The organism is Phreatobacter aquiterrae, assembly GCF_053471285.1.
Window position 1 is genome coordinate 106,448 of record NZ_JBJPHW010000011.1, and the last position, 24,339, is coordinate 130,786.

Consider the following 24,339-nt stretch of genomic DNA (forward strand, 5'->3'; position numbering starts at 1 on the left):
TGCACTGCCCTTCAACTCCTGGACCCCCTTCCCCTCGCTATCGCTCGGCCGGGGGTGACGTTCGGAGCCCTGAACGCTCCGCGCAGCCCTTTCCTTTCATCGGCGCCTGACGGCGCAGGCCTCTTCCGAACGGGGAGAGGCTGCATGTGGAGCATCATCCCGTGACCAAACCCCGCGTTCTCATCTCCGACGCCCTGTCGCCCGCCGCCGTCCAGATCTTCAGGGATCGCGGCATCGACGTCGATTTCCAGCCCGCTCTCGGCAAGGACAAGGACAAGCTCGCCGCGATCATCGGCGACTATGACGGCCTCGCCATCCGCTCGGCGACCAAGGTGACGCCGGCGATCCTCGCCAATGCCGCGAAGCTCAAGGTGATCGGCCGCGCCGGCATCGGCGTCGACAATGTCGACATTCCCGCCGCGACGGCGAAGGGCATCATCGTGATGAACACGCCCTTCGGCAATTCGATCACGACGGCTGAGCACGCCATCGCGATGATGTTCTCCATCGCCCGCCAGATTCCGGATGCCGACCGCACGACCCAGGCCGGCCTGTGGGAGAAGAACAAGTACATGGGCGTCGAGCTGACCTCGAAGACGCTCGGGGTCATCGGCTGCGGCAATATCGGCTCCATCGTCGCCGACCGGGCGCTCGGCCTCAAGATGAAGGTCATCGCCTTCGATCCCTACCTTTCGCCGGAGCGCGCCGTCTCCATCGGCGTCGAGAAGGTCGAGCTGGAAGACCTGCTGCGCCGCGCCGATTTCATCACCCTGCACGTGCCGATGACGGCGCAGACGAAGAACGTTCTCTCCCGCGAGGCGCTTGCGAAGACCAGGAAGGGCGTGCGCATCATCAACTGCGCCCGCGGCGGTCTCGTCGACGAGCAGGCGCTGCGCGATGCGCTCGACGCCGGCCACGTGGCGGGAGCGGCCTTCGACGTCTTCTCCGAGGAGCCGGCGACGGCCAATCCGCTGTTCGGCCATCCGAACGTGGTCTGCACGCCGCATCTCGGCGCTGCAACGACCGAGGCGCAGGAGAACGTCGCCCTGCAGGTGGCCGAGCAGATGTCGGACCATCTCCTGTCCGGCGCCATCACCAATGCGGTGAACTTTCCGTCGATCTCGGCGGAGGATGCGCCGAAGCTGCGCCCCTTCGTGGCACTCGCCGAGAAGCTCGGCTCCTTCCTCGGCCAGCTCACCGAAGCCCCGATCAAGGGCATCCGCATCGAGTACGAAGGCAAGGTCGCCGATCTCAATGTGCGCCCGCTGACGGCCGCTGCGGTGACGGGCGTGCTCAGGCCCTTCCTCTCCGACATCAACATGGTTAATGCCGTGCCGATCGCCAACGACAAGGGCATCACCGTGGACGAGGTGAAGCGCGAAGCGCCGGGCGGCAACCTCGAGAGCCGCATCATGATCACGGTGGAGGCGGAGGACATGCCGCGCCATGCCGCCGGCACCGTGCTCGCCGATGGCAAGCCGCGCATCGTCGAGATCCGGCATATCGCCATGGACGCCGAGTTCGCCGACCACATGCTCTATGTGCGCAACGACGACAAGCCGGGCTTCATCGGCCGCTTCGGCTCACTCCTCGGCGATGCGGGGGTGAACATCGCGACCTTCAACCTCGGCCGCGACAAGCCGGGCGGCGACGCCATCTGCTTCGTCGCAGTCGACGAGCGCATCTCGGACGAGTTGCTCGCGAAGATCCACGAGATCCCGCAGGTGAAGCGCGCCCGTCGCCTGGCGTTCTGACGGCGGCGCGGGAGGGGTATGAGAGCCCCACCCTTACCCTCCCCTCGCCGGGGCGGGGGAGGCGGCTACCGCGTCGCGCGTGGTTCTGGCCGGTTGGGCCTGGCGCGGCGACCAAGAGGGGTGACAGAGGCCGAAGTCCCCTCTCCGCGCGGCGGGAAGGGTGCGGGTGGGGCATTGTTTCGGGACGGAACTGCCGCGTGCGAGGCGGGTGATGTCCTGGCTCCTGCGCTACACTCGGCCGTCCCGATTCGCCGGAACCCGATCATGTATGTCCTCGCCCGTCTCTCCTTCGGCTTCGCGGTGGGCGCACTCGCGGTCATCCTCGCGCTCCAGGGCGCGGTCTGGCTGATGGGGCAGGTGGGCATGGCGGCGTTGCAGCTCTTTCCGATGCGCGCGCCGCTGCCGGCGAGCCTCCCCGGCCTGACGCAGCCGGCGATCATCGGCGGCCTGTGGGGCATGCTCTTCATCCTCATCTGGGATCGCTGGGGCCGCCAGGGCATCGTCAAGGGGGCCGGCTTCGGCACGCTGTTCGGCCTGATCGGCCCCGCACTGGTGCTCTGGGTCGTCTGGCCGGCGATCCGTGGTGCTGCGCTGTTCGAGGGCGGCAATGCCGGACGGATCGCCGCCGGGGCCGCGCTGGCGGTCGCCTTCGGCATCGGGCTCGCCTGGATCGGCCAGCTTCTCAACGGCTATATGCGCTACGCGGCCCGCTGATCGCGCTTGCCGCTCTCGGCGATGGCGATGCCGCCAAGTACCAGCAGCAGCGCGACGGCGTGATACCAGGCGAAGATCTCGCCGAGGATCAGCGGCCCGAGGATCGCCGACCAGACCGGCACAAGATTGACCCAGAGCCCGGCGCGCCCCGGACCGATCAGTTCCACGCCGCGCATGAAGAAGAGCTGGGCGACGAAGCCGGGCAGCACGGCGACATAGAGGATGATCAGCCAGCCGTTGAGGTCCGGCCACTGCGCCGAACCATGGGCGATCTCGGCGGCGAGCAGCGGCAGCGACGAGACGAGCGCCACCAGCGCCAGGGCGAGGAAGAAGGGGCGGGGCGAGATGGGGGGCCGGTTGCGGAGCGCGACGGTATAGGCGGCGTAGCCGAGGCAGGCGACCAGCATCAGGAGGTCGCCGAAGTTGAACGCGAGCCCTGTCAGCACGGCGAGGTCACCGCGCGCCGCCAGCAGCGCGACGCCGGCAATGGTCACCACGATGCCGATGCCCTGCAGCCCCGTCACCGCCGTGCGGTGGACGAGATAGGCCCCGGCCAGCACCATGACGGGAATCGAGCCCTGGATGATGCCGATGTTGACGGCCGTCGTGTAGAGCGCGGAGAGGTAGAACAGGGCGTTGAAGCCGGTGAAGCCGACCACGCCCATGATCGCCAGCCAGCGCCAGTTGGCCCTGATCTGTGGCCATTCGCGCAGGAAAGCGGGGCCGGCGATGGCGAGCATCAGCGACAGCGTGCCGACCCAGCGCAGGGTCGTCAGCATCATCGGCGAGACATGGCCGATGGCGAGGCGGCTGGCGACGGCGTTGCCGGCCCAGATCAGCGTCGTGGCGGAGAGGACGAGATAGGGACGGTCGTAAAGGCGCATGCGCTCGCAAAACCCTGATGGACCCGCACTATAGACGGCCCGAAGGGCGGTCGGCAGCCGGTTTGGGCGCAGTCGAGCAATGCCGGACAAGCGGTGTCGGCCGAGTCATCCAGTCTTTGCGACAAATTGTGACGAGGCGAGACAACTATCTGAAAAATATCACATTATGCTTTCATCTTTCTGTCAACCAAGGGTCATAGAAGTATCGCGCAGCGGCCCTATCCAAAGGCTGCATCCCTTGTCCGCCCCTGCGCATTGATGCGCTGGACGAGGTTCCTCCAAGGACAGGAGCATCCTGTGAAACTCTCATTCTTCCTCTCTGCCGCGGTCGTCGCGATCGGCGGCACCGTTCTCGCCACGGCGCCGGCCAATGCCCAGGCCCGTGACCGCATCCAGATCACCGGTTCCTCGACCGTGTTCCCCTTCACCACCACGGTGGCCGAGCGCTTCTCGCAGCGCGGCGGCCGCGCCCCGATCGTCGAGTCGACCGGCACGGGCGGCGGCATGCGTCTGTTCTGCGCCGGCGTCGGCCTGAACACGCCGGATGCGGCCAATGCCTCGCGTCGCATCACCCAGTCCGAGTTCGACACCTGCAAGAAGAACGGCGTCACCCCGATCGAGATCAAGGTCGGCTTCGACGGCATCGTCTTCGCCAACTCCAAGCAGGGTCCGCGCGTCCAGATTACGCTCGAACAGTTCTATCTTGCGCTCGCCGCCAAGATCCCGAACGCCCAGGGCCAGATGGTTGACAATCCTCACCGCAACTGGTCGGACGTCGCTGCCAACCTGCCCAACGTGAAGATCGAGGTCCTCGGGCCGCCGCCGACGTCGGGTACCCGCGACGCCTTCAACGAGCTCGGCATGCTCGAGGGCTGCAAGCTCGCCCAGAAGCGCCTCAACGTGCAGATCGCGAGCCGCGACTGCCAGCAGGTTCGCGCCGACGGCGCCTTCGTCGAGGCCGGCGAGAACGACAACATCATCGTCCAGCGTCTCGTCGCCAATCCGCAGGCCTTCGGCATCTTCGGCTACTCCTTCCTCGAGGAGAACCAGGACAAGATCCAGGCTGCCCCGATCGGCGGCGTCGAGGTCTCCGTCGATGCGATCGCCGAGGGCAAGTATCCGCTCGCCCGTTCGCTCTTCTTCTACGTGAAGAAGGAGCATCTGTCGGTGGTTCCGGGTCTGCAGGACTTCGTCAACGAGTACGTCTCCGAGCCCTCCATGGGCGACGACGGCTATCTCGAGAAGAAGGGCCTCGTGCCGCTGCCGAAGGCGGAGCGTGAGACGGTTGCCCGCAATGCGCGGGCGGCGACCGGCCTCTCGGGCCTCTGATCTCCCTCAGATCTCAACGGACCCGCCCTCGGGCGGGTCCGCACTTCTCCAGCAAAGCCTGCCGGTACCGGCAGACCCGCATCTTCCTTGGGGACGGCATCCGATGTTCACGATCTTGTCCGGCGTGCTGATTGCGGCGGCCGTCGTCTGCGTCCTTCTTGGTCGCAATCGGGCTGTCGCCGTCTCTGGATCCCAGTTTTCGTCCCTGCACTCTCTTCCCGGCTATCATGGCTGGTGGCTGGCTCTGGTCACCGTTGGGCCGGCACTCGCCATTCTGATCGTCTGGTCAATCGTCGGACCGATGGTCGTCCGCTCCATGATGATGTCGCAGTTTTCCGGTCAGGTCAGCGCCATGAGCGTCGCCCAGCTCGACGGCTTCTGGCGCGACATCCAGAGCATCGCCGGCGGCGGCATGCCGGGGGTCCGCGACGCCTTCCGTGAGGAGGCCGCGGCGGCTTATCAGTCGGTCAACAGAACCTCGCTGATCGGCATGACCATTCTGATGGTCCTGGTGGCCCTGGCCGGCTTCTACTACGCCTGGAATGCGATCACCGTGAACTTCCGCGCCCGTCACCGGGTCGAAGCGGCGGTCAAGGTGTTTCTGGCCGCATCGGCGACCGTCGCGGTCCTGACCACCGTCGGAATCGTCATGTCGCTGCTCTTCGAATCGCTTCGCTTCTTCTCCCTCGTCAGCCCAATGGAGTTTCTGTTCGGGACGACCTGGACGCCGCAGCAGATGGCCTTCCGCGCCGACCAGGTCGGTGGGACCGCAGCCTTCGGCTTCATCCCGCTGCTGACCGGCACTCTGCTGATCACCTTCATCGCCATGGTGGTGGCGGCCCCGCTCGGCATCCTCGCCGCCATCTATCTGTCCGACTACGCCTCGCCGCAGGCGCGTGCGGTTGGCAAGCCGGTTCTCGAGTTGCTCGCCGGCATTCCGACGGTGGTCTACGGCTTCTTCGCCGCGCTCACCGTTGCGCCGTTCATCCGCAACAGCGGCCAGTCCTTCGGCCTCGACGTCTCGTCGGAGAGCGCGCTCGCTGCGGGCGTCGTCATGGGCATCATGATCGTGCCCTTCGTCTCCTCGCTCTCGGACGACGTCATCAACGCCGTGCCCCAGTCGCTGCGCGACGGCTCGGCCGGGCTCGGCGCCACCAAATCGGAGACCATCCGCAGGGTCGTCCTGCCGGCGGCGCTGCCGGGCATCGTCTCCGCCCTGGTTCTGGCCGTGTCGCGCGCCATGGGCGAGACGATGATCGTGGTCATGGCGGCGGGCATGGCGGCCAACCTGACGCTCAATCCGCTGGAAGCCGTGACGACGATCACGGTGCAGATCGGCACGCTTCTGACCGGCGACCAGGAATTCGACAGCCCGAAGACCCTCGCAGCCTTCGGTCTCGGCCTGGCGCTCTTCGTCATCACCCTGTCGCTCAATCTCGTCGCCCTGCGCGTCGTCAACAAGTATCGGGAACAGTATGACTGACGTCTCGCTGCCTCGGATCGCCACCGATCTGCACACCAACGACGCGGCGCAGAAGCGGCTGAAGGCACGCTATCGCAGCGAGTACATCTTCCAGGCCCTGGGTATCGGGGCTCTGGCGATTGCCGCCGGCTTCCTCGTGCTCTTCCTGTCGACCATCGTCGGCCAGTCCATCCCGGCCTTCACCCAGCACTATCTGAAGCTGGATGTGGAATTGAAGCGCGAGGACCTCAACCCGCAGAACGCGACGGGGGCGGAACTGACGCGGGCGATCGGTGCGGCCAATTTCGACGCGCTGGTCAATAGTGGCCTGCGCAGCTATTTCCCGTCTGTGACGGACCGCGTCTCCCGCCGCGCGCTCGGTGCGATCATGTCGTCCGGCGCACCCTCCATGGTCCGCAACGAGGTGGTCGCCGATCCCTCCGCCATCGGCACCACACGGCAGATCTACGTGCCGCTCCAGGCCAATGCCGATCTCTATCTCAAGGGTCTGGTCTCGGCTGTGGAAGTCACCAAAGGGCAGGGCGAACTGGGCGTGTCGGGAACGTCCGGCCAGGTGCAGTTGTCCTCCACGGTCAACAATTTTGCGCCGCTGCTGGCGGCGGTGAAGGCCCAGCTTCAGGCCGAGGCGACCCGGCTGCGCGGTGATCTCGCCGGCAAGCAGCGCGTGCTCGTCATTTTGGAACGCGACGTGGGGGCGCTCCAGCGCAGCCTCGCGACGGTGCCCGAGGCGGACCGCGCCCGGCTGCAGGGCCGGGTCGATCAGGATGGACGTCAGGTCGCCGCCACGCGCTCGGAGATCGAGCAGTTGCAGCAGCGCATCGCCGGCATCGAGGGCCGCATCTCCGGCGCCGACCGGGCCGAGGCGCTCGACAACGCCCTGTCCAGCTACCTCATCCGCATCAATGGCGGCGTGATCAAGCTGACCGAGGTCCAGAGCGCCAACGCCACCGGACTGGTGATCCTGCCGCCGCGCAGCACCGACGTGGCGAAGCCCGGCGAGTGGGAAGTCGTCCGCATCGCCTTGCCGGAAACCAGCCGCCGCATCAGCGACCGCGAGATCGCCTATCTGGAATCGCTGAAGGACCGCGGTCTCGTCGAGCGACGCATCTCGCGCGAGTTCTTCTTCGGCGGTGCCTCGCGTGAAGCGGAACTCGCCGGTGTCTGGGTCGCGGTGGTCGGTTCGTTCCTGACCCTGATCATCACCCTTGCACTGAGCTTCCCGATCGGCGTGGCCGCGGCCATCTACCTCGAGGAGTTCGCTCCGAAGAACCGCTGGACTGAGATGATCGAGGTCAACATCAACAATCTCGCGGCGGTGCCGTCGATCATCTTCGGCCTCCTCGGCCTGGCGGTGTTCCTCAACACATTCGACATGCCCCGCTCGGCACCGGTGGTTGGAGGCCTGGTCCTCGCCCTCATGACGCTGCCGGTGATCATCATCGCCTCCCGGGCCGCCATCCGCGCCGTGCCGCCCTCCATCCGCGAGGCTGCTCTCGGCGTCGGTGCCTCACATCAGCAGGCCGTGTTCCACCATGTCCTGCCGCTCGCCATGCCCGGCATCCTCACGGGGACCATCCTCGGAATGGCCTCGGCGCTGGGCGAGACCGCCCCGCTGCTTCTGATCGGCATGGTCGCCTTCGTGGTCGATGCGCCGAAAGGCATTTCGGATGCGGCGACACTCCTGCCGGTTCAGGTGTTCATGTGGGCGGACTTCCCCGAGGCCGCCTTCGTCAGCAAGACTGCCGCTGCCATCATCGTCCTGCTCGCGTTCCTGATGCTCATGAACGCGGCGGCTGTTATTCTGCGCAAGAGGTTCGAGCGTCGCTGGTGATCGGCCTGGCGCTCACGAGAAAAGGATGAAGTCGATGAACTCGCTTCCGACCTTCGAGACGACGGCGGCACTGTCGGCCGTGCCGGCCGCTGCGGCTCACCCGAAGATCACGGGCCGCAACGTCAATGTCTTTTATGGCGACAAGCACGCCATCAAGGACGTCAACGTCGATATCCCCGAGCGCTCCGTCATGGCCTTCATCGGCCCGTCGGGCTGCGGCAAGTCGACCTTCCTGCGCTGCATCAACCGGATGAACGACACCATCCCGATCTGCCGCGTCACCGGTGACATCCGGATCGACGAGAAGGACATCTACGATCGCGACCTCGACGTGGTGCAGTTGCGGGCCCGGGTCGGCATGGTTTTCCAGAAGCCGAACCCGTTCCCGAAGTCCATCTACGAGAACGTCGCCTACGGCCCGCGCATCCACGGCCTGGTGAAGAGCAAGACGGACCTCGACGAGGTGGTCGAGACCGCCCTGAAGAAGGCGAGCCTGTGGAACGAGGTGAAGGACCGGCTGCAGGAATCCGGCACCGGCCTCTCCGGGGGCCAGCAGCAGCGCCTGTGCATCGCGCGCGCCATCGCAGTGTCGCCCGAGGTGATCCTGATGGACGAGCCCTGCTCGGCCCTCGACCCCATCGCCACCGCCAAGATCGAGGAACTGATCGACGAGTTGAAGCAGAACTTCACCATCGTCATCGTCACCCACTCAATGCAGCAGGCGGCCCGCGTGTCGCAGCGCACCGCCTTCTTCCATCTCGGCATCCTCGTCGAGGAAGGGACGACCGACCAGATCTTCACCAATCCGGTCGACACCCGCACCCGCGACTATATCACCGGCCGTTTCGGCTGATTTTGGGCAGGCATCCGCCGCGGTTCAGCCCCGCGGCGGCCCCAATCGGCTCGCCATTCTCGTCGCTCCAACGCCACGGAGCACGTCATGAAGCCGCAGCATCTCGCCGCCCTGAGCCTTCTTCTCGCCGTCCCGGTGTCCGGCGCCGCGGCCGCGGAGTTCCGCTTCCCCTCGCGGGTGGAGGCCGTCACCGTCTTCCCTGACGGGGCGAGCATCACGCGCCGCTTCGCGGTCGAGGTGCCGGCCGGCGATCACGTGCTGATCCTCGACGACCTGCCGCTTGCCGCCGATGCCGCGTCGCTGCGCGTGGCGGGAGCCGGGACGGGACAGCTTGTGATCGGCTCGGTGGATGCCCGCCAGCAGCGCGCCACGGAGAGACCCGATCCCGTAGCGATCCGGAAACTGGAAGCCCTCCGGGACGAGCGGCTTTCGCTCGACGACCGCATCGCCGCCGAACGGGTTCGCAAGCGGGCGACGGAGGCGCTGGTGGCGCCAACGACGCTGGCCGGAGGGGAGCGCGGGCTGAACGTCGGCGAAGCCCGGCAGGCGCTCGCTGCCGCGCTGGAGGAAACACTCGCCGCCGACCGGGCCATCCGCGAGGCCGAACAGCGCCAGCGTGGCCTCGATCGCGAGATCGCCGAGGTCGAGGCCCGCGTCAGGGCGCAGCCGCCGCGGCGTCTCGAGGCCCGTATCGCAGTGGAGGCGCAGGCCGCCTTCAAGGGCGAACTCACCGTCACCTACGCCGTGCGCGCCGCCCGCTGGACGCCGGTCTATGACGCACGTCTGTGGACATCCGGAGCCAAGCCCTCCCTCGAACTCGTCCGCCGTGCCGAGATCCGTCAGCAGACCGGCGAGGACTGGCCGGACATCGCGCTGACCGTCTCGACGGCGCGCGTGGCGCGTGGCGGCTCCGTTCCGGTACTGCCGTCCCTCATCATCCGTTATCACGAGGACGCCCGCGAACGTGCCGCTGGCGGGGCGCCCCGGCCGTCCGCGATGCCGGCTCCGGCGGCGCCGATGACACGCTCACAACAGGAGGATACTGCGGCTTCGCTCGCCGGGCGGGTCGCGGAGCAGGAAGCCGTCGTCGACATGGGAGGGTTCCAGGCCTCCTTCGCCATTCCCGGACGCACCTCGATCCCGTCCGGAGACAGCGCGCGGGCGCTGCGGATCGGCACCAGCGCCATCGAGCCGCAACTCGTCTCGCGCGTCGTGCCCAGCCTCGATCCGACCGCCTTCCTTGAGGCCCGCTTCAAGCATGCCGAGGACGTGCCGCTCATGCCCGGCCGCGTCAGCCTCTACCGAGACGGCGTTTTCGCCGGCCGCGCGGCGCTCGCCGCCGCGACACGCGAGGACGAGGTGAAGCTCGGCTTCGGCCCCGACGATCTCGTCCGCGTCGAGCATCATGTCGTCCGGCGCACCGACGGCTCGGCCGGCATCATCACCTCGTCGAAGACGGAAGAGCGGGAGTTCCGCATCGTCGTGCGCAACGGCGCCCAGGCGCCGCGCCGCCTCGTTGTCGAGGATCGCCTGCCGGTGACCGAGGCTCAGGACATCGTCGTCGAGGCCCTGACCGGCATGACGGCCCCGACGACGCGGGACACCGACGGCCGCCGCGGTCTCGTCGCCTGGAGCTTTGATCTGGCACCCGCGGCGACCCGGGAAATCCGCCATGGATGGCGGCTGCGCTGGCCCTCCGAGCGGCGCATCCAGCCGGTGCAGGGGCGGATGTAAGAGGGCCAGCAACGGTCCAGGCCATGCGATCTCGTCCGTTCGCATAGTCGGGGCGACCCTTGCCACCCCGCCAGCGATCCTTTATCCGCACAGTGCAAGGGCCCCGGCAGGACGCGCTGACTGCGCCGCCGGGGTTTGCCTTGCCGTGGAGGGTTTTGGACCATGGCGAATGTGGTTGTCGTCGGCTCGCAGTGGGGCGACGAGGGCAAGGGCAAGATCGTCGACTGGCTGTCGAGCCAGGCCGATGTGGTCGTTCGGTTCCAGGGTGGCCACAATGCCGGCCATACGCTGGTCATCGATGGCGTCACCTACAAGCTGTCGCTGCTGCCTTCGGGCATCGTCCGGCCGGGCAAGCTGTCGGTCATCGGCAACGGCGTGGTCGTCGACCCGCACGCGCTGGTCGCCGAGATCGAGCGCGTCTCGGCCCAGGGCGTCGCCATCGCCCCCGAGACGCTGCGCATCGCCGAGAACGCCTGCCTGATCCTTTCCGTGCATCGTGAGCTGGACCAGCAGCGCGAGGCGGCCAATTCCGGCACCAAGATCGGCACGACCGGCCGCGGCATCGGCCCGGCCTATGAGGACAAGGTCGGTCGCCGCGCCATCCGCATGACCGACCTCAGCGACCTCGGCTCGCTCATGCCGAAGATCGAGCGGCTGCTTGTCCATCACAACGCGCTGCGCCGCGGCCTGCGCCTGCCCGAGATCGAGGCGCAGGCGATCTACGACGAACTCGCCGGCGTCGCCCCGAAGGTGCTGCCCTATGTGACGACGGTCTTCGATCTCCTCGACGATGCGAAGCGCTCCGGCAAGCGCATCCTGTTCGAGGGTGCGCAGGGAACGCTGCTGGACATCGACCACGGCACCTATCCCTTCGTGACGTCCTCGAACACGGTGTCGGGGCAGGCCGCGATCGGCTCGGGCATGGGGCCGGGGGCGATCAACTATGTCCTCGGCATCACCAAGGCCTATACGACCCGTGTCGGCGGTGGCCCGTTCCCGACCGAACTCGAGGACGAGAACGGCCAGATCATGGGCGAACGCGGCCGCGAATTCGGCACGGTCACCGGACGTCGGCGCCGCTGCGGCTGGTTCGACGCGGTTCTGGTGCGGCAGGCGGTGAAGACCAACGGCATTGACGGGATCGCGCTGACCAAACTCGACATCCTCGATGTGTTCAAGGAGATCAAGGTTTGCGTGGGCTATGAACTCGACGGCAGACAGATCGACATCTTTCCGGCCAACCAGGACGCGCAGCAGCGCATCCGGCCGATCTACGAGACGATCGAGGGCTGGGATTCGACCACGATGGGCGCGCGTTCCTGGGGCGAATTGCCGGCACAGGCGATCAAGTATGTCCGGCGGATCGAGGAATTGATTGGTTGTCCGGTCGCGCTACTATCGACCAGCCCGGAGCGCGACGATACGATTCTGGTGCGCAATCCCTTCGAGTAAGAGTTGAGGGGCGACAAGCGAGTTTCGATGGCCGACTACACGCCCCTGATCTCCCGTGCCGTTGGGGCACTGACGGACAACACCGGCGAGGCGCGCCGCGCGGTCTATGACCGCGCGCGGGCTGCTCTGCTCGCCCAGTTGCGCAACATGAACCCGCCCCTCCCGGAGGAGCACATCACGCGCGAGCGCATGTCGCTCGAGGATGCGATCCGCAAGGTCGAGGCGGAGCGTTCGTCCGAGAGCCTCGATCAGATGCTGGAGCGCGAATTCGCCACCCTGGGCAAGGGTGCGTCCCGGCAGGACCCGATCTCGATCGCTGGCGCCCGGACGGTGAGCGACGCCGCGCACGATGCGGAGACGCTGGGTGACGCCACCGCCTATGCCCGCCAGTCGGCCCGCGATCAGTTGACCGCTCCGGAAGCGGGCGTCCCGGCTGAACGCATCGAGCCGAGCGTCGAGCGGGCGCATCCGTTCAGCAATGCCAATGAGGGCGAAACATCGCCGATCCGGCCGCGCGTGTCGGTTCTCGGCGAGGAGGGCGACAAGCCGGCGCGCAAGGGCGGCGGTGGCGCCATCGCCATCGTTCTGGTGCTGCTGCTTCTCGCCGGCGCTGGCGGGCTCGGCTGGTATGTGGCGAACAATCACCCCGACCGGCTGCCCTTCTCGACCGCGCGCGCGCCAACACCCGGGCCGGCGCCTGCGCCCGCACCGGTTCCGGCCGCCGATCCGGAGCGCCCGAAGGCCACTGACCGCGTCGGGGGAGATACCCCTGCACCTGCGCCCGTGGCGACACCGGCCGCGCCTGTAGCGCCGCAGCCGCGCCAGATCGTGCCGGTCGACCCGCCAGCTACGGCCTTGCCGCCGGCATCGGCTGATTCTGCGGATACGCCTCCGGCCGCTGCGGCTCCTGCGCCGGCGGACGCCCCCCCAGCCCCGGCTGCGGATGCCCAGCCGGCCATCCCCGCTCCGGCGCCTTCGCCACCCGCGGCGGCCGCACCGGCTCCCGCTGCTGCGCCGAGTGCCCCTGTCGTGCCCGGTCAGGCGCAGCGGGCCGCGCTGTTCGAGGAGACGCCGGGCAATGCGGCCGGCACCCTGATGCAGGGTTCGGTCGTCTGGCGGACGCAGACGGTCAGCGTCGGCCCGGGGCAGCCGCCTGACCTGGCGCTTCTCGGCGAGGTGTCCATCCCCGAGCGGCGCATGACGGTGACCATCACCATCCGCCGCAATCTCGACCAGACCCTGCCCGCCAGCCATACCATCGAGATCCTCTACGCCCTGCCGCGCGATTTCCAGTTCGGCGGTGTGGCCGAGGTCCCCGGCGTCCTGATGAAGGTGTCGGAGCAGGCGCGCGGCGTTCCGCTCGTCGGCCAGGCGGTGCGGGTGACCAACGGCTTCTTCTTCGTGGGCCTGTCGGGCTTCGACATGGACCGCAACAGCAACATCCAGGCGCTGAAGACCCGGCCGTTCTTCGACATCCCGATGCGCTACGATTCGGGCCGCAGGGCCATCCTGACCGTGGAGAAGGGTCCCGCCGGCGACCGCGCCTTCGAAGAGGCCATGCAGGCCTGGGGTCAGTAAGGGGGACCGACGCCGGCGTTCCACGCGGAACCTGATCCGGTATCGTCCGCCGGACGAACCAACAAAAAAGGGAGGCTTTGCAGCCTCCCTTTCGCATATGTTGATCTCGGCGACGCGACTACGGTGCGGCGATCTGCGGCGCCTGGGCGGCCGGGCGCTCGATCTCGCGGATCGACTTGACGACCGCATCCTGAACCTTCTCGAAGGCGCGGACCTCGATCTGGCGGACACGCTCGCGCGAGACGCCGAAACGCTCGGCGAGATCCTCCAGCGTGATCGGGTCGTCCTTCAGCCGCCGCTCCTCGAAGATGATGCGCTCGCGCTCGTTCAGAACCCCGAGAGCCCGCGTGAGGGCGAGGCGACGGTTGTCGGTCTCCTCCTCGCGCGCCAGCACGGCCTCCTGACTGTCGGAGTCGTCGGCCAGCCAGTCCTGCCACTCGCCGTCGCCGTCCTCGCGGACGGGCGCGTTGAGCGAGGCGTCGCCGCCGAGGCGGCGGTTCATGTCGATGACGTCCTTCTCCTCGACGCCGAGCTTGGTGGCGATGACCTTGACCTGGTCGGGGCGCAGATCGCCATCTTCCAGCGCCGAGATCGAACTCTTCGCCTTGCGCAGGTTGAAGAACAGCTTCTTCTGGTTGGCGGTGGTGCCCATCTTCACCAGCGACCAGGACCGCAGGATGTATTCCTGGATCGAGGCCTTGATCCACCACATGGCATAGGTGGCGAGGCGGAAGCCCTTGTCGGGCTCGAACCGCTTCACAGCCTGCATGAGGCCGACATTGCCCTCGGAGACGACCTCGCCGATAGGCAGGCCATAGCCACGGTAGCCCATGGCGATCTTGGCGACGAGGCGCAGATGGGATGTGACGAGCCTGTGCGCCGCCTGGCTGTCGCCGTGTTCGCGCCAGCGCTTGGCAAGCATGTATTCCTCCTGCGGCTGAAGCATGGGGAACTTGCGGATCTCATCGAGATAACGCGACAGTCCCGCCTCGGCGGAGAGGATCGGAAGCGATGCAGCACGAGCCATATGGGCCCTCCTTCTCTTGGCTCCCGGACCATCCGGCGAGCCCCGAACCGCCCACCCCAAAGCCTGGGCGGTCCGCTGATCCCGGGGCGCCATAAGCCTCCGTGATCGAGTGTCATTGTCCGAAACAATCATGGCGGAACGTTGACAGATGCCCGCCGAGACCGGAAGTCTGGGCCAGTGATCTTGCATTCACGCAAGGAGTGGTGACCTGACTACCTCATCATCATGATACGAGAAACCGCGTCGTGTCGTTACACGATGGTGTGAAATCCTGGTGATGGGCGATCCGCGGGGGGCGGTCGAGATCCGTCCGCAGATGCAACGTCTTGTCGAGCCGCAAGTTCCGCCAACCGCTCCCAGTCCGGCGTCGGGCGGTAGCCGCGCCGTTCTCTACGCCCCGCGCAAGGCGGCGAGCAGGTTCGTCATGTCTGCTGGCAGCGGGCTCTCGAACCGCATCGGTTCGCCGGTGACGGGGTGCGCGAAACCGAGGACCGCTGCGTGAAGGGCCTGCCGCCCCAGGGCATCGAGGGCGCCGCGCGCCCCGTCACCGAGTTTTCCGGCCTTGGTCCTGAACCCCTTGCCATAGGCCTCGTCGCCGAGGAGCGGGTGACCGGCATGGGCCAGGTGGACACGGATCTGGTGCGTGCGTCCCGTCTCGAGCCGGCAGGTGATCCGGCTGACCAGGCCCGCCGCCAGGCTTTCCTCGACGGCGACGTGAGTGATCGCGTGGCGGCCGGACGTGCGCACGGCGATCCTGTCACGCGCCTTCGTGTCCCGGTCGAGCGGCGCGTCGACGGTGAAGCTCGTGCGTGCCGGCGTTCCCCAGACCAGGGCGACATAGGCGCGCTCCAGCGGGCCGGACCGTCCGTGGTCGGCGAACTGGGCGCCGAGGGCCGCATGGGCCCGGTCGGTCTTGGCCACCACCAGAAGGCCGCTCGTATCCTTGTCGAGCCGGTGGACAATGCCCGGCCGGCGAACGCCGCCGATGCCTGACAGGCTCTCGCCGCAATGGGCGATAAGCGCGTTGACGAGCGTGCCGGTCCAGTTGCCGGCCGCCGGATGGACCACCAGTCCCGCCGGCTTGTCGATGACGATCACCGCGTCGTCCTCAAAGACCACCGACAGCGGAATGGCCTCGCCCTGCGGGGTCGGATCCTCGGGCTCCGGCACGACCAATGTCACCCGGTCTCCCAGATTGACCCTGTGGCTGGCATCCGTCATGGTCCGGCCGCCGATTTCGACATGCCCGGCCTCGATCAGCGCCTTCAGGCGCGAGCGCGAGAGATCGGGCAGGCGGCGCGCCATCAGGCGGTCGAGCCGCTCGCGTGCCGCATCGGCCTCGATCTCCGTCGGCTGCGTGTTCGCCGCCGCCTCCGCCCTTTCCTCAGACACTCTTCAAACCCCTTCCATGGCCTCGATGACCAACACGTCTCCGGAACCCGATGTCAACGATGCCGCGAGCGACGCGGTGATCGCGCGCGTCCGCCGCATCTCCGTCATCTCATTCCTCGTCATGATCCTCGGCGTCGGCAGCGTGCTCGCCGTCATCGTCTATCGCCTGATGACGGTTCCTGCTGCGGGGCCGCTGATGTCGGGAACAATTCCCTCCGAAGGGCGGATCATGTCGGCGGTGGCCGCCGGTGACCGTCTGACCGTGACGCACGAGCGCCCCGCCGGGGCGCTGATCGTCATCTATGACCTCAAGACGCTGAAGGAAACCCATCGCGTCGAGGTCGGCGGCCCGCAGGTCCCGCGACCCTGACTTTTTGGGGCTGCCGCGCTTGAGCCAGGCGGATCGCCCGGCGCGGTCATTCCCTGCGCGCAACGCCTTGACCCGCCCGAGCGTTTGCGATTATGAAGCGCGCTCCGCCGCGACAGTGGCGGTCCGCTCCCTTCGTCTAGCGGTCTAGGACGTCGCCCTCTCACGGCGAAAACAGGGGTTCGAGTCCCCTAGGGAGCGCCAAGCGTCTTGCCGCTTGCGCCTGCTATGTCCGTCATCTCCTGAACCTCGCGCTCCCTGGCGGCGACCCATGGTCATGAGCCGCCGTCGGCGGTTCCGCCCAGGAGCAACCGCGATGACCCAGTCCAGTCACATGGCAGTCGGCGCATCCGCATCCTCGTCCGCCGGCTTTTCCCGCACCATCGGCCCGAAGTTCCCCGTCCAGTCGGCGGCTCGTCGTCCGCGCCCGCAAGAGCGCGCAGACCGGCATCAGCGCCCGATCGCCGGCTGGGCCCGCGCCTTCCTCAGGGAGGGGCTCTGAGCCTCCGCTTTCCGACCGGCGCCTTAGCGGTGGCCGTTGCCGGGAATGACGGGCTGGGCGCAGTTGCGATGACCCGCCTCGATGCAGGCGAGTATCCGCGACGTCGCCCTCAGTTCGACCATCACATAGTAGGTCGCAAGGCCGAGCACCGCGACGACGACGGCGGCGATGACGTTCTGGCGCATCCGCACGCGCTCGTCCCAGGCGTTGAAGCCGGGGCGTTCCGGGCTCTGGCGCCCGTGCTCGACGCTCCACGTCGGCGGTCGCCGCAGAAGCAGCGGCCGCGGATCGCCTTGTTGCCTGTCGTCGCCACCCATCGGCCGGGTCCTCGCCCTCACGGGAGCCTGTCTCGCCGCGGGTCCCGGGGCGAAGCAGGGCACCTCAATGATAGCGCGCCTGTCGACAAAGGTCGAACGGCCGGGAATGACGGGTTGGCGCGGGCGGCCCGATGTGGCAAGCGACGCAAGGTCATGGCAACACTCGCTGCCTGAAGTGCGTGACCGGGAGGCCGCAATCAACCCCGTTCGCAAGCGCCGAACCTATCTCCTGACCGGCTACGAGCCGCTCCCGCCCTCGGCGCATCATCACCGGTTCGCGCGCGAGATCGGGCGCTTCGAGAAGACATGGTCGCTGTCGGCTGCGGTCAGCCCCATGGCGCAGGCGCCCGATCGCCCGGTCGCCTTATGGGCTGCGACGGTGAGCGGCCCCGACTTCACCGTCGAGACCGACATCCGGCTGCTGCGCTGGGACGACATCGTGGCGCAGGACATGGAACTGCCGGTCTGGCGCCGCCTGCCACGCTATCTCGCCGCGGCGGCCGACATCGTCATTTCCGGCACCTTCCGGCGCTATGCCGCAGCCTACTGGCGCTACTCGTTCTTCGCCGGCTATCCCCTCGTCCTGCTGGTGGTTTTCGCCCTGCTCGCGTGGGGCGGATCGCTGCTTTGGGCAAGGGCCGGACTTGCCGATGCCGCGTGGATCCGCCTGATCGTCGCCGCCACCGTCTTCGCGGGGCTGATGAAACTCGCCGGCCGCCGCCTGCATATGGACTACATGCTGAGCGACTGGGTGTTCGCCCGTGACATGATGCGCGAGCGTCGTCCGGTCATCACGGAGCGTGCGCGAGAATTTGCCCGCGAGATCGCCGAGGGGGTCGCGGAAGGCGACGTCGACGAGGTCGTGGTCGTTGCCCACAGCCTCGGCGCGGTCTGGATGCTCCACGCCGTCGCACTCGCGCTGCAGCAGACGCCGGATCTTGCGAGGGGCAAGGTTCCCCTCGGCCTTGCGGGCGTTGGATCATCGACACTGAAGATCGCCCTCCACCCGGCCGCGGCCTGGCTGCGCGAATCAGTCCAGCGTGTCGCCGACGAGCCGGCCATCACCTGGGCCGAGTATGACAGCCACGTCGACTTCATCTGCTTCTACAAGAACAACACTGTCGACGCGCTCGGCCTGACGACGGCGACGAGGCCCGTCCGCCAGTCGATCCGGCTGTCGCGCATGCTTTCGCCCGAAACCTGGCGCCGCTTCCGCGGCAATCTGCTGCGCATCCACCGCCAATATGTCATGGGCAACGAGCAGCGCTACGCCTATGATTTCCACATGATCGCCTGCGGGCCGTTCCGCTTTGCCGACATCGTGCGGCACGGGCAGGCCATGCCTGAGGCGCTTGGGCCGGACGGTTCGCTCGCCAGGGCGGCCAGGCCCTTTCCACCCCTCGACCAGGACCCAGCCAGCCCATGACCCGCCAACTCGCCCAGATCATCTTCCTGATCGGTGTCGTCGGCTGGGGGGCGATCCGCATTCCCCACGAGGTGAAGAACAAGCGGAAGAACCGCATCGACGTCAGCGCCGTCGACGCGCAGGAGCGCATCCTGCTCTTCGTCTCGCTCGCCGGCCTCGGCATCCTTCCCATCGCCTACTGCATGATGCCGCGCTTCGGCTTTCTCGCCTTCGCGGACTACGGGTTCTCGCCGCTGATGGCGTGGGCGGGCAGCCTCGTCTTCGGACTGTCCCTGGCGCTGTTCCTGGCGACCCATCGGCAACTCGGCCGGAACTGGTCGCAGACGCTCGAGCTCCGTGAGGGCCATACGCTCGTCACCCACGGCGTCTATCGGCTTGTCCGGCACCCCATGTATTCGGCGTTCTTCCTGTGGGCGCTGGCGCAGGTGCTGCTGCTGCAGAACTGGATCGCCGGTCCTGCCGGCTTCCTCGGCTTCGGGCTTCTCTATGCGTTCCGCGTCGGCCGGGAAGAAGACCTGATGCGGTCCGCCTTCGGCCAGGATTATGCGGACTACGAAGCCCGAACGAAGCGGATCGTGCCCTTCATTCATTGACTCTTGACGGGCCCTGCCGTTCTTTCGCCCCCGGTCGCTGCCAGTGTTGCAGGCTTCGGCTGCGTGTCGGCGGGAACAGTGTCCATGCGTCCATTTTCACCAGCCAGAGTGATCCTGGTCACGTTGGCGACGATGCTGGCCGGCTGCCAGACGATGGAGATGATCGGCGCCTCGGGCACCGCGCCGCGATCCCTGCCGGGACAGACGTCCGCAGCGGCGCCGCAGGACGGCGTCGATCTGACGACCCCCAAAGTCTATCTGATGCGAGGTCTCGCCCGTACGGTGTCCGAAGGCGTCGACCATCTCTCCGCCAAGCTCACGGCCCGCGGCTATCGCGCCAGCGTCCATGGCTATGGTGACTGGCAGGAGATCGCCAACGCCATCCTGTCCGACAGGCGCCGTTCGGGCGGTGCGAGCCGCGCGGTGGTGGTCGGTCATTCCCTCGGCGCCAATTCCGTTGTCGCGCTGGTCAACACCCTCGCCGGGCGCAATGTCGAGGTGGATCTCGCGGTCACCTTCGATCCGACGGTGGATCTGCAGGTGAACGGCGGCGTCAGGCGCTTCATCAATTTCTACCAGTCCGACAATGGCTGGGGCCGGGTGGTGCGGGCCAGCGCCGCGATGGAGAGCAGGGTTGAGAACACCGATCTCAAGGTCATGGTCCACCTCACACATTTCACCATCGACAGGGACGCGCAGATTCACGAGCGGGTGATGACGGCGATCGCACGGATCGTCGCCCACCCTCCGGCGCCGGACACCCGGTAGCAACGTTCCATGAGCGTCCGTCCGGCGCGGCATTCGCGCAACAGTCGCACCGGGACAGCGGACGGGACAGCCGTTCCGCCGCCTCGCGGCGTTGACAGCTTCCCGTCCTCGTCTTCAGCTTGGCTTAACCACGCTGGGGCAGTTTGCCCGCTGCAGGCAAAGGGAACACGACGCGTCCCGCTGCGTTTGAAGACGGTTCTGAGAGGCTGAGGTTGGCAATGGGCATGTCATCGCGCGCCGGCGTGCTGGCTCTGGCGTTTTCGGGGTTCCTGCTCGCAGGGTGCCAGACGACGGCGCAGACGAGCGGCGAGGGCGGCGCGACCGTCCAGATGGCGCGCGAGGCCATGGCCCGCGGCGACCTGTTGTCGACGGCCTCGTCGCGCAGCGCCCCGGCGCAGGCGATCGCGCCGCGCATCTATCTCATCCGCGGCCTCGCCAACGTGTTCTCGCAGGGCATGGATGACCTCGGCGTCAAGCTTCGCCAGCGTGGCTACAACGCCACCGTTCACGAACACGGCGCGTGGAGCGTCATCGCCGCCGAGATCGTCACCAACCAGAGGGCGTCGGGCGGTCGTCACCAGGCGGTGGTCGTCGGCCATTCGCTCGGCGCCAATGCGGTCACCGACATCGCCAACGAGGTTGGGCGCCAGGGCGCCACGGTGGCGCTCTCGGTCGCCTTCGATCCGACGGTGCGCCAGCAACTGGCCGGGGGCACGCGCCGCTACGTCAACCTGTTCCAGTCCAACAACGGCTGGGGATCGGCGGTCGGCGCAGCGCCGGGCTTCCGTGGCAGGCTGGAGAACATCGACCTGAGCCAGCGCGGCAACATCACGCACTTCAACATCGACAAGGACGCTGGCCTCCATGCCCAGGTGATCGCCTGGGTGGGGCAGGCGGTGGGCAACGGGCGGCGCGGCGCCCGTCAGGCCGTGGCGCGCTGATAGTCCTTGATGTCGGAGAAGGTGATGCCGGCCGCGCGCTCTTCCTCATAGCGCAGCGAGAAGGCGCTGGAGGCCATGTAGACCGGCGCGCCGTCGAGATCGCGCGCCATTGATGATCCGTGGCTCTCGATGAATGCGTTCAGCTTCACCGGGTCGTCCGAGGTGATCCAGCGGCAGACCGCGAACTGGCAGGGATCGAAATCGACGGGCAGGGTGTATTCCGCCGACAGCCGCTCCTTAAGCACGTCGAGCTGCAGCGCGCCGACGACGCCGACGATGGCCGGCGAACCGTCATTCGGCACGAAGAGCTGGACGACGCCTTCCTCGCCCATCTGCTGCAGCGCCTCGCGCAGCTTCTTCGCCTTCATCGCATCCTTCAGCTTGACGCGGCGGAGCTGCTCGGGCGCGAAGCTCGGCACGCCCTTGAAGACGATGTCCTCGCCGTCGGTGAGCGTGTCGCCGATGCGCAGCGTGCCATGGTTCGGGATGCCGACGATGTCACCGGCATAGGCCTCTTCCGCCAGCTGGCGATCCTTGGCGAAGAAGAACTGCGGCGCGTTGAGCGGCATCGGCTTGCCAGTGCGTACCAGCTTGGCCTTCATGCCGCGCATCAGTTTGCCCGAACAGACGCGCAGGAAGGCGATACGGTCGCGGTGGTTGGGGTCCATGTTCGCCTGGATCTTGAAGACGAAGCCACTCATCTTCGGTTCGTCGGCGAGTACGGTGCGGCTCTCGGCGACCTGCGCGCGCGGCGGCGGCGCATAGGCGATCAGCGCGTCGATCAGGTCACGGACGCCGAAGTTCCGGAGGGCCGAGCCGAAATAGACCGGCGTCATGTGGCCCTCGCGATAGGCGTCGAGGTCGAAAGGCTTGGCGCCCTCCTTGGCCAGCAGCGCGCTCTCGCGCCAGGCTTCGGTGCCGATCGGCAGCATCTCGTCGAAGATGGCGGCCTCGGGTCCGTTGACCTTGATCGGCTCCTCGTCACGGTCGATGCGGCGCACGTGATTGTGGACGAGGTCGTAGGTGCCGGCGAATTCGCGGCCGACCCCGATGGGCCAGGTCATCGGCACGGTGTCGAGGGCCAGCGCCTTTTCCACATCGTCCATCAGGTCGAAGGGGTCGCGGCTCTCGCGGTCCATCTTGTTGACGAAGGTGATGATCGGGATGTCGCGCAGGCGGCAGACCTCGACGAGCTTGCGCGTGCGGTCCTCGACGCCCTTGGCGCCGTCGATGACCATGATGGCGGAATCCACCGCGGTGAGGGTGCGGTAGGTGTCCTCGGAGAAGTCCTCGTGGCCCGGCGTGTCCAGCAGGTTGAAGACGCAGCCGCCATATTCGAAGGTCATCACCGAGGTGACGACGGAGATGCCGCGCTGGCGCTCGATGGCCATCCAGTCGGAGGAGGTCTGGCGGCGGCCCTGCTTGGCCCGCACTTCGCCGGCGAGCTGGATGGCGCCGCCGAACAGCAGCAGCTTCTCCGTCAGCGTGGTCTTGCCGGCGTCGGGGTGGGAGATGATGGCGAAGGTGCGCCGGCGCGAGGCGGGGGTCTCAGACGTGTTCGGGCTAAGGGGAGCGTTCATGGCCGGGGTTTAGCCATGCGATCGATGCCGGGTCAATGCGGGAAGCCCTGCATTGCGCGGGCTCGACGTTGCGTCAGGGCGTCCTATAGTCGGCGTTCGGGTGGGCTTCCCCCACCACCGGAGGGCTTCATGGTTTCGTCGTCCAAGCGTTCTGTCTCCAAGCGTGTCGTGATCGCCTTGGCCGCAAGCCTCGGCATGGCTTCTCCTGCCCTGGCCCAGGCGCCGGCGCTGCCGCCGGGCCCACCCATCGCCATCCAGATGGTGACGCAGCTCTCTCCCTCGATTCCCCAGTACACTAGGGTCGACATCCCCATGCTGCGCGAGGCGCTGCCGACGCGTTCCGGCGGGCGCATCCGGGTGACGCTGGCGAGCTGGCCCGAGCGCAGCCTCACCGGTCCCGACCTCATCCGCGTGCTGCGCTCCGGGCAGATCGACCTCGCCGGCCTCGCCTTGCCGACGGTGGCCGGCGACGTACCCCTGCTCGACATCATCGACATGTCGGGACAAAACCCCTCGCACGAGCAGGGCCGGCGCATCGCCCATGCCATGCTGCCGACGCTCAACAAGGAGCTGGAGCGGGTTGGCATCAAGATCGTCGCCTTCTATCCCTTCCCCGGCCAGGTGCTGTTCTGCCGCGATCCGGTGACGAGCCTCGCCGACCTCAAGGGCCGGCGCGTGCGCACCCCCGGCGGCTCGCAGAATGACTTCATCCAGTCCATCGGCGGCCAGCCGGTCGCCATCGGCTTCCCGGAGGTCTACGGCGCGCTGGAGCGCGGCGTCGTCGACTGCGCGGTGACCGGCACGGCTACCGGCAACGGCGCGCGCTGGTACGAGGTGACGCGTCATCTCTACACGCTGCCGATCCAGTGGGGCGTCGCCGCCTATGCGGTGAACCTTGCGTGGTGGAACCGGCTGGACCCGGCCGTGCGCGATTTCCTGCAGGCCTACATGACCGAGGTCGAGGAAGCCCAGTGGAAGCTCGGCGCCGAACTCACCGAGGACGGCATCCAGTGCAATGCCGGCAACGCGGCGGGCTGCAAGATCGGCCATGTCGTCACCAACCGTCCCATGACCATCACCCGCGAGACGCCGGCTGACGTGGCGCTGTTGCGCGAGGCGATGCAGAAAGTGGTGCTTCCGGCCTTCGTGAAGCGGTGCGGCGCGCGCTGCGGCGAGATCTACAACCAGATCGTCTCGCCGATCAGCGGCATCACCTATACCGCTCAGTGACGCCGGCATGATCCGCCTTCTCGATCCCGCCGCCTTCCAGACCGTCCCCTGGAAGAATGGCGGGGGCACCGCCACGGATATAGCTGTCGGCTTCGGCGCCGACGGCGAGGTTGACTGGCGCGTCGGCACGGCGGCCATCCTCGCGGAAGGGCCGTTCTCCGACTACGAGGGCGTGACGCGCACCTTCACCATCGTCGCGGGGCCGGGCGTCCATCTCGACTTTGCCGGAGAGGGCACGCGCACAGTGGACCGCGACCAGCCGACGCGTTTCGCCGGTGCACCGGCGCCGTTCTGCCGGCTGCGCGACGGGGCGAGCGCCACCGCCTTCAACCTTCTGACCCGGGATGGTGCCGCGACCGGCGACGTCTCCATCCGCCGCGGCCACGCGGCCGAGGAACCGGTGCCTCCTGCCGGGCTCCTGGTGCTCTATGCACTGGAGGAGGCCTGGAGCCTGACCGCCGACGGAACGTCGGTGATCGTGCATCAGGGCGCGGCGGCGCAGGTGGAAGGCGCTTCGGCCATCACCATCTCGTCGGCCATCGGCGGACGGGCGGCCGTGGTGACGATCGACCGCGGTTGAGCGC

General features: G+C 67.6%; 21 protein-coding genes, 1 tRNA gene and 2 pseudogenes. 19 read left to right on the forward strand and 5 right to left on the reverse strand.

Translation table 11 applies throughout. The annotated features are described in order from the left end of the window. Positions 1–161 precede the first annotated feature (161 nt). Both serA and ACJ4V0_RS16850 read left to right on the forward strand, forming a co-directional pair. Positions 162–1,754 (forward strand): phosphoglycerate dehydrogenase, encoded by a 1,593-nt coding sequence (gene serA, locus ACJ4V0_RS16845; protein ID WP_448300757.1) that lies wholly within the window; start codon positions 162–164, stop codon positions 1,752–1,754. 264 nt (positions 1,755–2,018) lie between these two features. Next, positions 2,019–2,468 (forward strand): hypothetical protein, encoded by a 450-nt coding sequence (locus ACJ4V0_RS16850; protein ID WP_448300758.1) that lies wholly within the window; start codon positions 2,019–2,021, stop codon positions 2,466–2,468. Here the strand turns inward: ACJ4V0_RS16850 and ACJ4V0_RS16855 are convergent. Beyond that, complete coding sequence (locus ACJ4V0_RS16855) at positions 2,453–3,352, reverse strand: DMT family transporter (protein ID WP_448300759.1); 900 nt, start codon at positions 3,350–3,352, stop codon at positions 2,453–2,455. The genes ACJ4V0_RS16850 and ACJ4V0_RS16855 overlap by 16 nt on opposite strands. Positions 3,353–3,649: 297 nt before the next feature. Between ACJ4V0_RS16855 and ACJ4V0_RS16860 the strand changes: the two genes are divergently transcribed. The 8 genes and pseudogenes from ACJ4V0_RS16860 to ACJ4V0_RS16895 all read left to right on the forward strand — a co-directional run bounded on the left by ACJ4V0_RS16860 (position 3,650) and on the right by ACJ4V0_RS16895 (position 13,612). Further along, complete coding sequence (locus ACJ4V0_RS16860; RefSeq protein WP_448300760.1) at positions 3,650–4,681, forward strand: substrate-binding domain-containing protein; 1,032 nt, start codon at positions 3,650–3,652, stop codon at positions 4,679–4,681. A 103-nt stretch (positions 4,682–4,784) separates the two neighbouring features. Next, positions 4,785–6,164 carry a phosphate ABC transporter permease subunit PstC gene (gene pstC / locus ACJ4V0_RS16865; protein ID WP_448300761.1) on the forward strand — a complete coding sequence of 460 codons (1,380 nt, stop codon included), beginning with the start codon at positions 4,785–4,787 and terminating at the stop codon, positions 6,162–6,164. Next, positions 6,157–6,648 (forward strand): annotated as a pseudogene (locus ACJ4V0_RS16870) (DUF3333 domain-containing protein); the annotation flags it as partial. The gene pstC and the pseudogene ACJ4V0_RS16870, both read left to right, overlap by 8 nt. A 525-nt stretch (positions 6,649–7,173) precedes the next feature. Beyond that, positions 7,174–7,995 (forward strand): annotated as a pseudogene (pstA, locus tag ACJ4V0_RS16875) (phosphate ABC transporter permease PstA); the annotation flags it as partial. A 34-nt stretch (positions 7,996–8,029) separates the two neighbouring features. After that, the gene (gene pstB, locus ACJ4V0_RS16880) at positions 8,030–8,848 is read left to right on the forward strand and encodes a phosphate ABC transporter ATP-binding protein PstB (RefSeq protein ID WP_448300762.1); all 819 of its coding nucleotides are present in this window, start codon (positions 8,030–8,032) and stop codon (positions 8,846–8,848) included. A gap of 87 nt (positions 8,849–8,935) precedes the next feature. Beyond that, positions 8,936–10,582, forward strand: a complete 1,647-nt coding sequence (locus ACJ4V0_RS16885; protein WP_448300763.1) for a mucoidy inhibitor MuiA family protein — start codon at positions 8,936–8,938, stop codon at positions 10,580–10,582. Positions 10,583–10,744: 162 nt separating this feature from the next. Next, positions 10,745–12,034, forward strand: coding sequence for an adenylosuccinate synthase (locus ACJ4V0_RS16890; RefSeq protein ID WP_448300764.1), 1,290 nt, complete (start codon positions 10,745–10,747; stop codon positions 12,032–12,034). A 27-nt stretch (positions 12,035–12,061) separates the two neighbouring features. Further along, the gene (locus ACJ4V0_RS16895) at positions 12,062–13,612 is read left to right on the forward strand and encodes a hypothetical protein (protein WP_448300765.1); all 1,551 of its coding nucleotides are present in this window, start codon (positions 12,062–12,064) and stop codon (positions 13,610–13,612) included. A 118-nt stretch (positions 13,613–13,730) separates the two neighbouring features. Here the strand turns inward: ACJ4V0_RS16895 and rpoH are convergent, their stop codons facing one another. Together rpoH and ACJ4V0_RS16905 are read right to left on the reverse strand one after the other, a co-directional pair. Next, on the reverse strand, positions 13,731–14,639 hold the full coding sequence (rpoH, locus tag ACJ4V0_RS16900) for an RNA polymerase sigma factor RpoH (RefSeq protein ID WP_448300766.1): 909 nt from the start codon (positions 14,637–14,639) through the stop codon (positions 13,731–13,733). Positions 14,640–15,029: 390 nt separating this feature from the next. Next, positions 15,030–16,031, reverse strand: coding sequence for an RluA family pseudouridine synthase (locus ACJ4V0_RS16905; RefSeq protein WP_448300767.1), 1,002 nt, complete (start codon positions 16,029–16,031; stop codon positions 15,030–15,032). 16 nt (positions 16,032–16,047) lie between these two features. On the opposite strand from ACJ4V0_RS16905, the gene ACJ4V0_RS16910 reads away from it, so the two are divergent. The 3 genes from ACJ4V0_RS16910 (at position 16,048) to ACJ4V0_RS16920 (ending at position 16,900) form a co-directional block, all read left to right on the forward strand. Next, on the forward strand, positions 16,048–16,401 hold the full coding sequence (locus ACJ4V0_RS16910; protein WP_448300768.1) for a hypothetical protein: 354 nt from the start codon (positions 16,048–16,050) through the stop codon (positions 16,399–16,401). Between the two features lie 125 nt (positions 16,402–16,526). Further along, a tRNA-Glu gene (locus ACJ4V0_RS16915) sits at positions 16,527–16,602 on the forward strand. Between the two features lie 112 nt (positions 16,603–16,714). After that, complete coding sequence (locus tag ACJ4V0_RS16920; protein ID WP_448300769.1) at positions 16,715–16,900, forward strand: hypothetical protein; 186 nt, start codon at positions 16,715–16,717, stop codon at positions 16,898–16,900. A 23-nt stretch (positions 16,901–16,923) separates the two neighbouring features. Here ACJ4V0_RS16920 and ACJ4V0_RS16925 read toward each other — a convergent pair whose 3' ends face one another. After that, the gene (locus ACJ4V0_RS16925) at positions 16,924–17,217 is read right to left on the reverse strand and encodes a hypothetical protein (protein ID WP_448300770.1); all 294 of its coding nucleotides are present in this window, start codon (positions 17,215–17,217) and stop codon (positions 16,924–16,926) included. A 175-nt stretch (positions 17,218–17,392) separates the two neighbouring features. On the opposite strand from ACJ4V0_RS16925, the gene ACJ4V0_RS16930 reads away from it, so the two are divergent. From ACJ4V0_RS16930 to ACJ4V0_RS16945, 4 genes are all read left to right on the forward strand, one after another. Further along, entirely contained in the window at positions 17,393–18,643 is a 1,251-nt protein-coding gene (locus tag ACJ4V0_RS16930; RefSeq protein ID WP_448300771.1) for a hypothetical protein, read from the forward strand. Continuing rightward, positions 18,640–19,236, forward strand: coding sequence for a protein-S-isoprenylcysteine O-methyltransferase (locus ACJ4V0_RS16935; RefSeq protein ID WP_448300772.1), 597 nt, complete (start codon positions 18,640–18,642; stop codon positions 19,234–19,236). Before ACJ4V0_RS16930 ends, ACJ4V0_RS16935 begins: the two co-directional genes overlap by 4 nt. Before the next feature lie 108 nt (positions 19,237–19,344). Continuing rightward, the gene (locus ACJ4V0_RS16940) at positions 19,345–20,004 is read left to right on the forward strand and encodes a hypothetical protein (RefSeq protein WP_448300773.1); all 660 of its coding nucleotides are present in this window, start codon (positions 19,345–19,347) and stop codon (positions 20,002–20,004) included. 224 nt (positions 20,005–20,228) lie between these two features. After that, a complete protein-coding gene (locus tag ACJ4V0_RS16945) occupies positions 20,229–20,945 on the forward strand; it encodes a lipase (protein WP_448300774.1) in 717 nt (238 codons plus the stop codon). Here ACJ4V0_RS16945 and ACJ4V0_RS16950 read toward each other — a convergent pair. Beyond that, entirely contained in the window at positions 20,927–22,525 is a 1,599-nt protein-coding gene (locus tag ACJ4V0_RS16950; protein WP_448300775.1) for a peptide chain release factor 3, read from the reverse strand. The genes ACJ4V0_RS16945 and ACJ4V0_RS16950 overlap by 19 nt on opposite strands. A 129-nt stretch (positions 22,526–22,654) precedes the next feature. Between ACJ4V0_RS16950 and ACJ4V0_RS16955 the strand changes: the two genes are divergently transcribed. Continuing rightward, positions 22,655–23,755 carry a TRAP transporter substrate-binding protein gene (locus ACJ4V0_RS16955; RefSeq protein WP_448300776.1) on the forward strand — a complete coding sequence of 367 codons (1,101 nt, stop codon included), beginning with the start codon at positions 22,655–22,657 and terminating at the stop codon, positions 23,753–23,755. Positions 23,756–23,762: 7 nt separating this feature from the next. Next, positions 23,763–24,335 carry a HutD/Ves family protein gene (locus tag ACJ4V0_RS16960; RefSeq protein WP_448300777.1) on the forward strand — a complete coding sequence of 191 codons (573 nt, stop codon included), beginning with the start codon at positions 23,763–23,765 and terminating at the stop codon, positions 24,333–24,335. Positions 24,336–24,339: the final 4 nt, after the last annotated feature.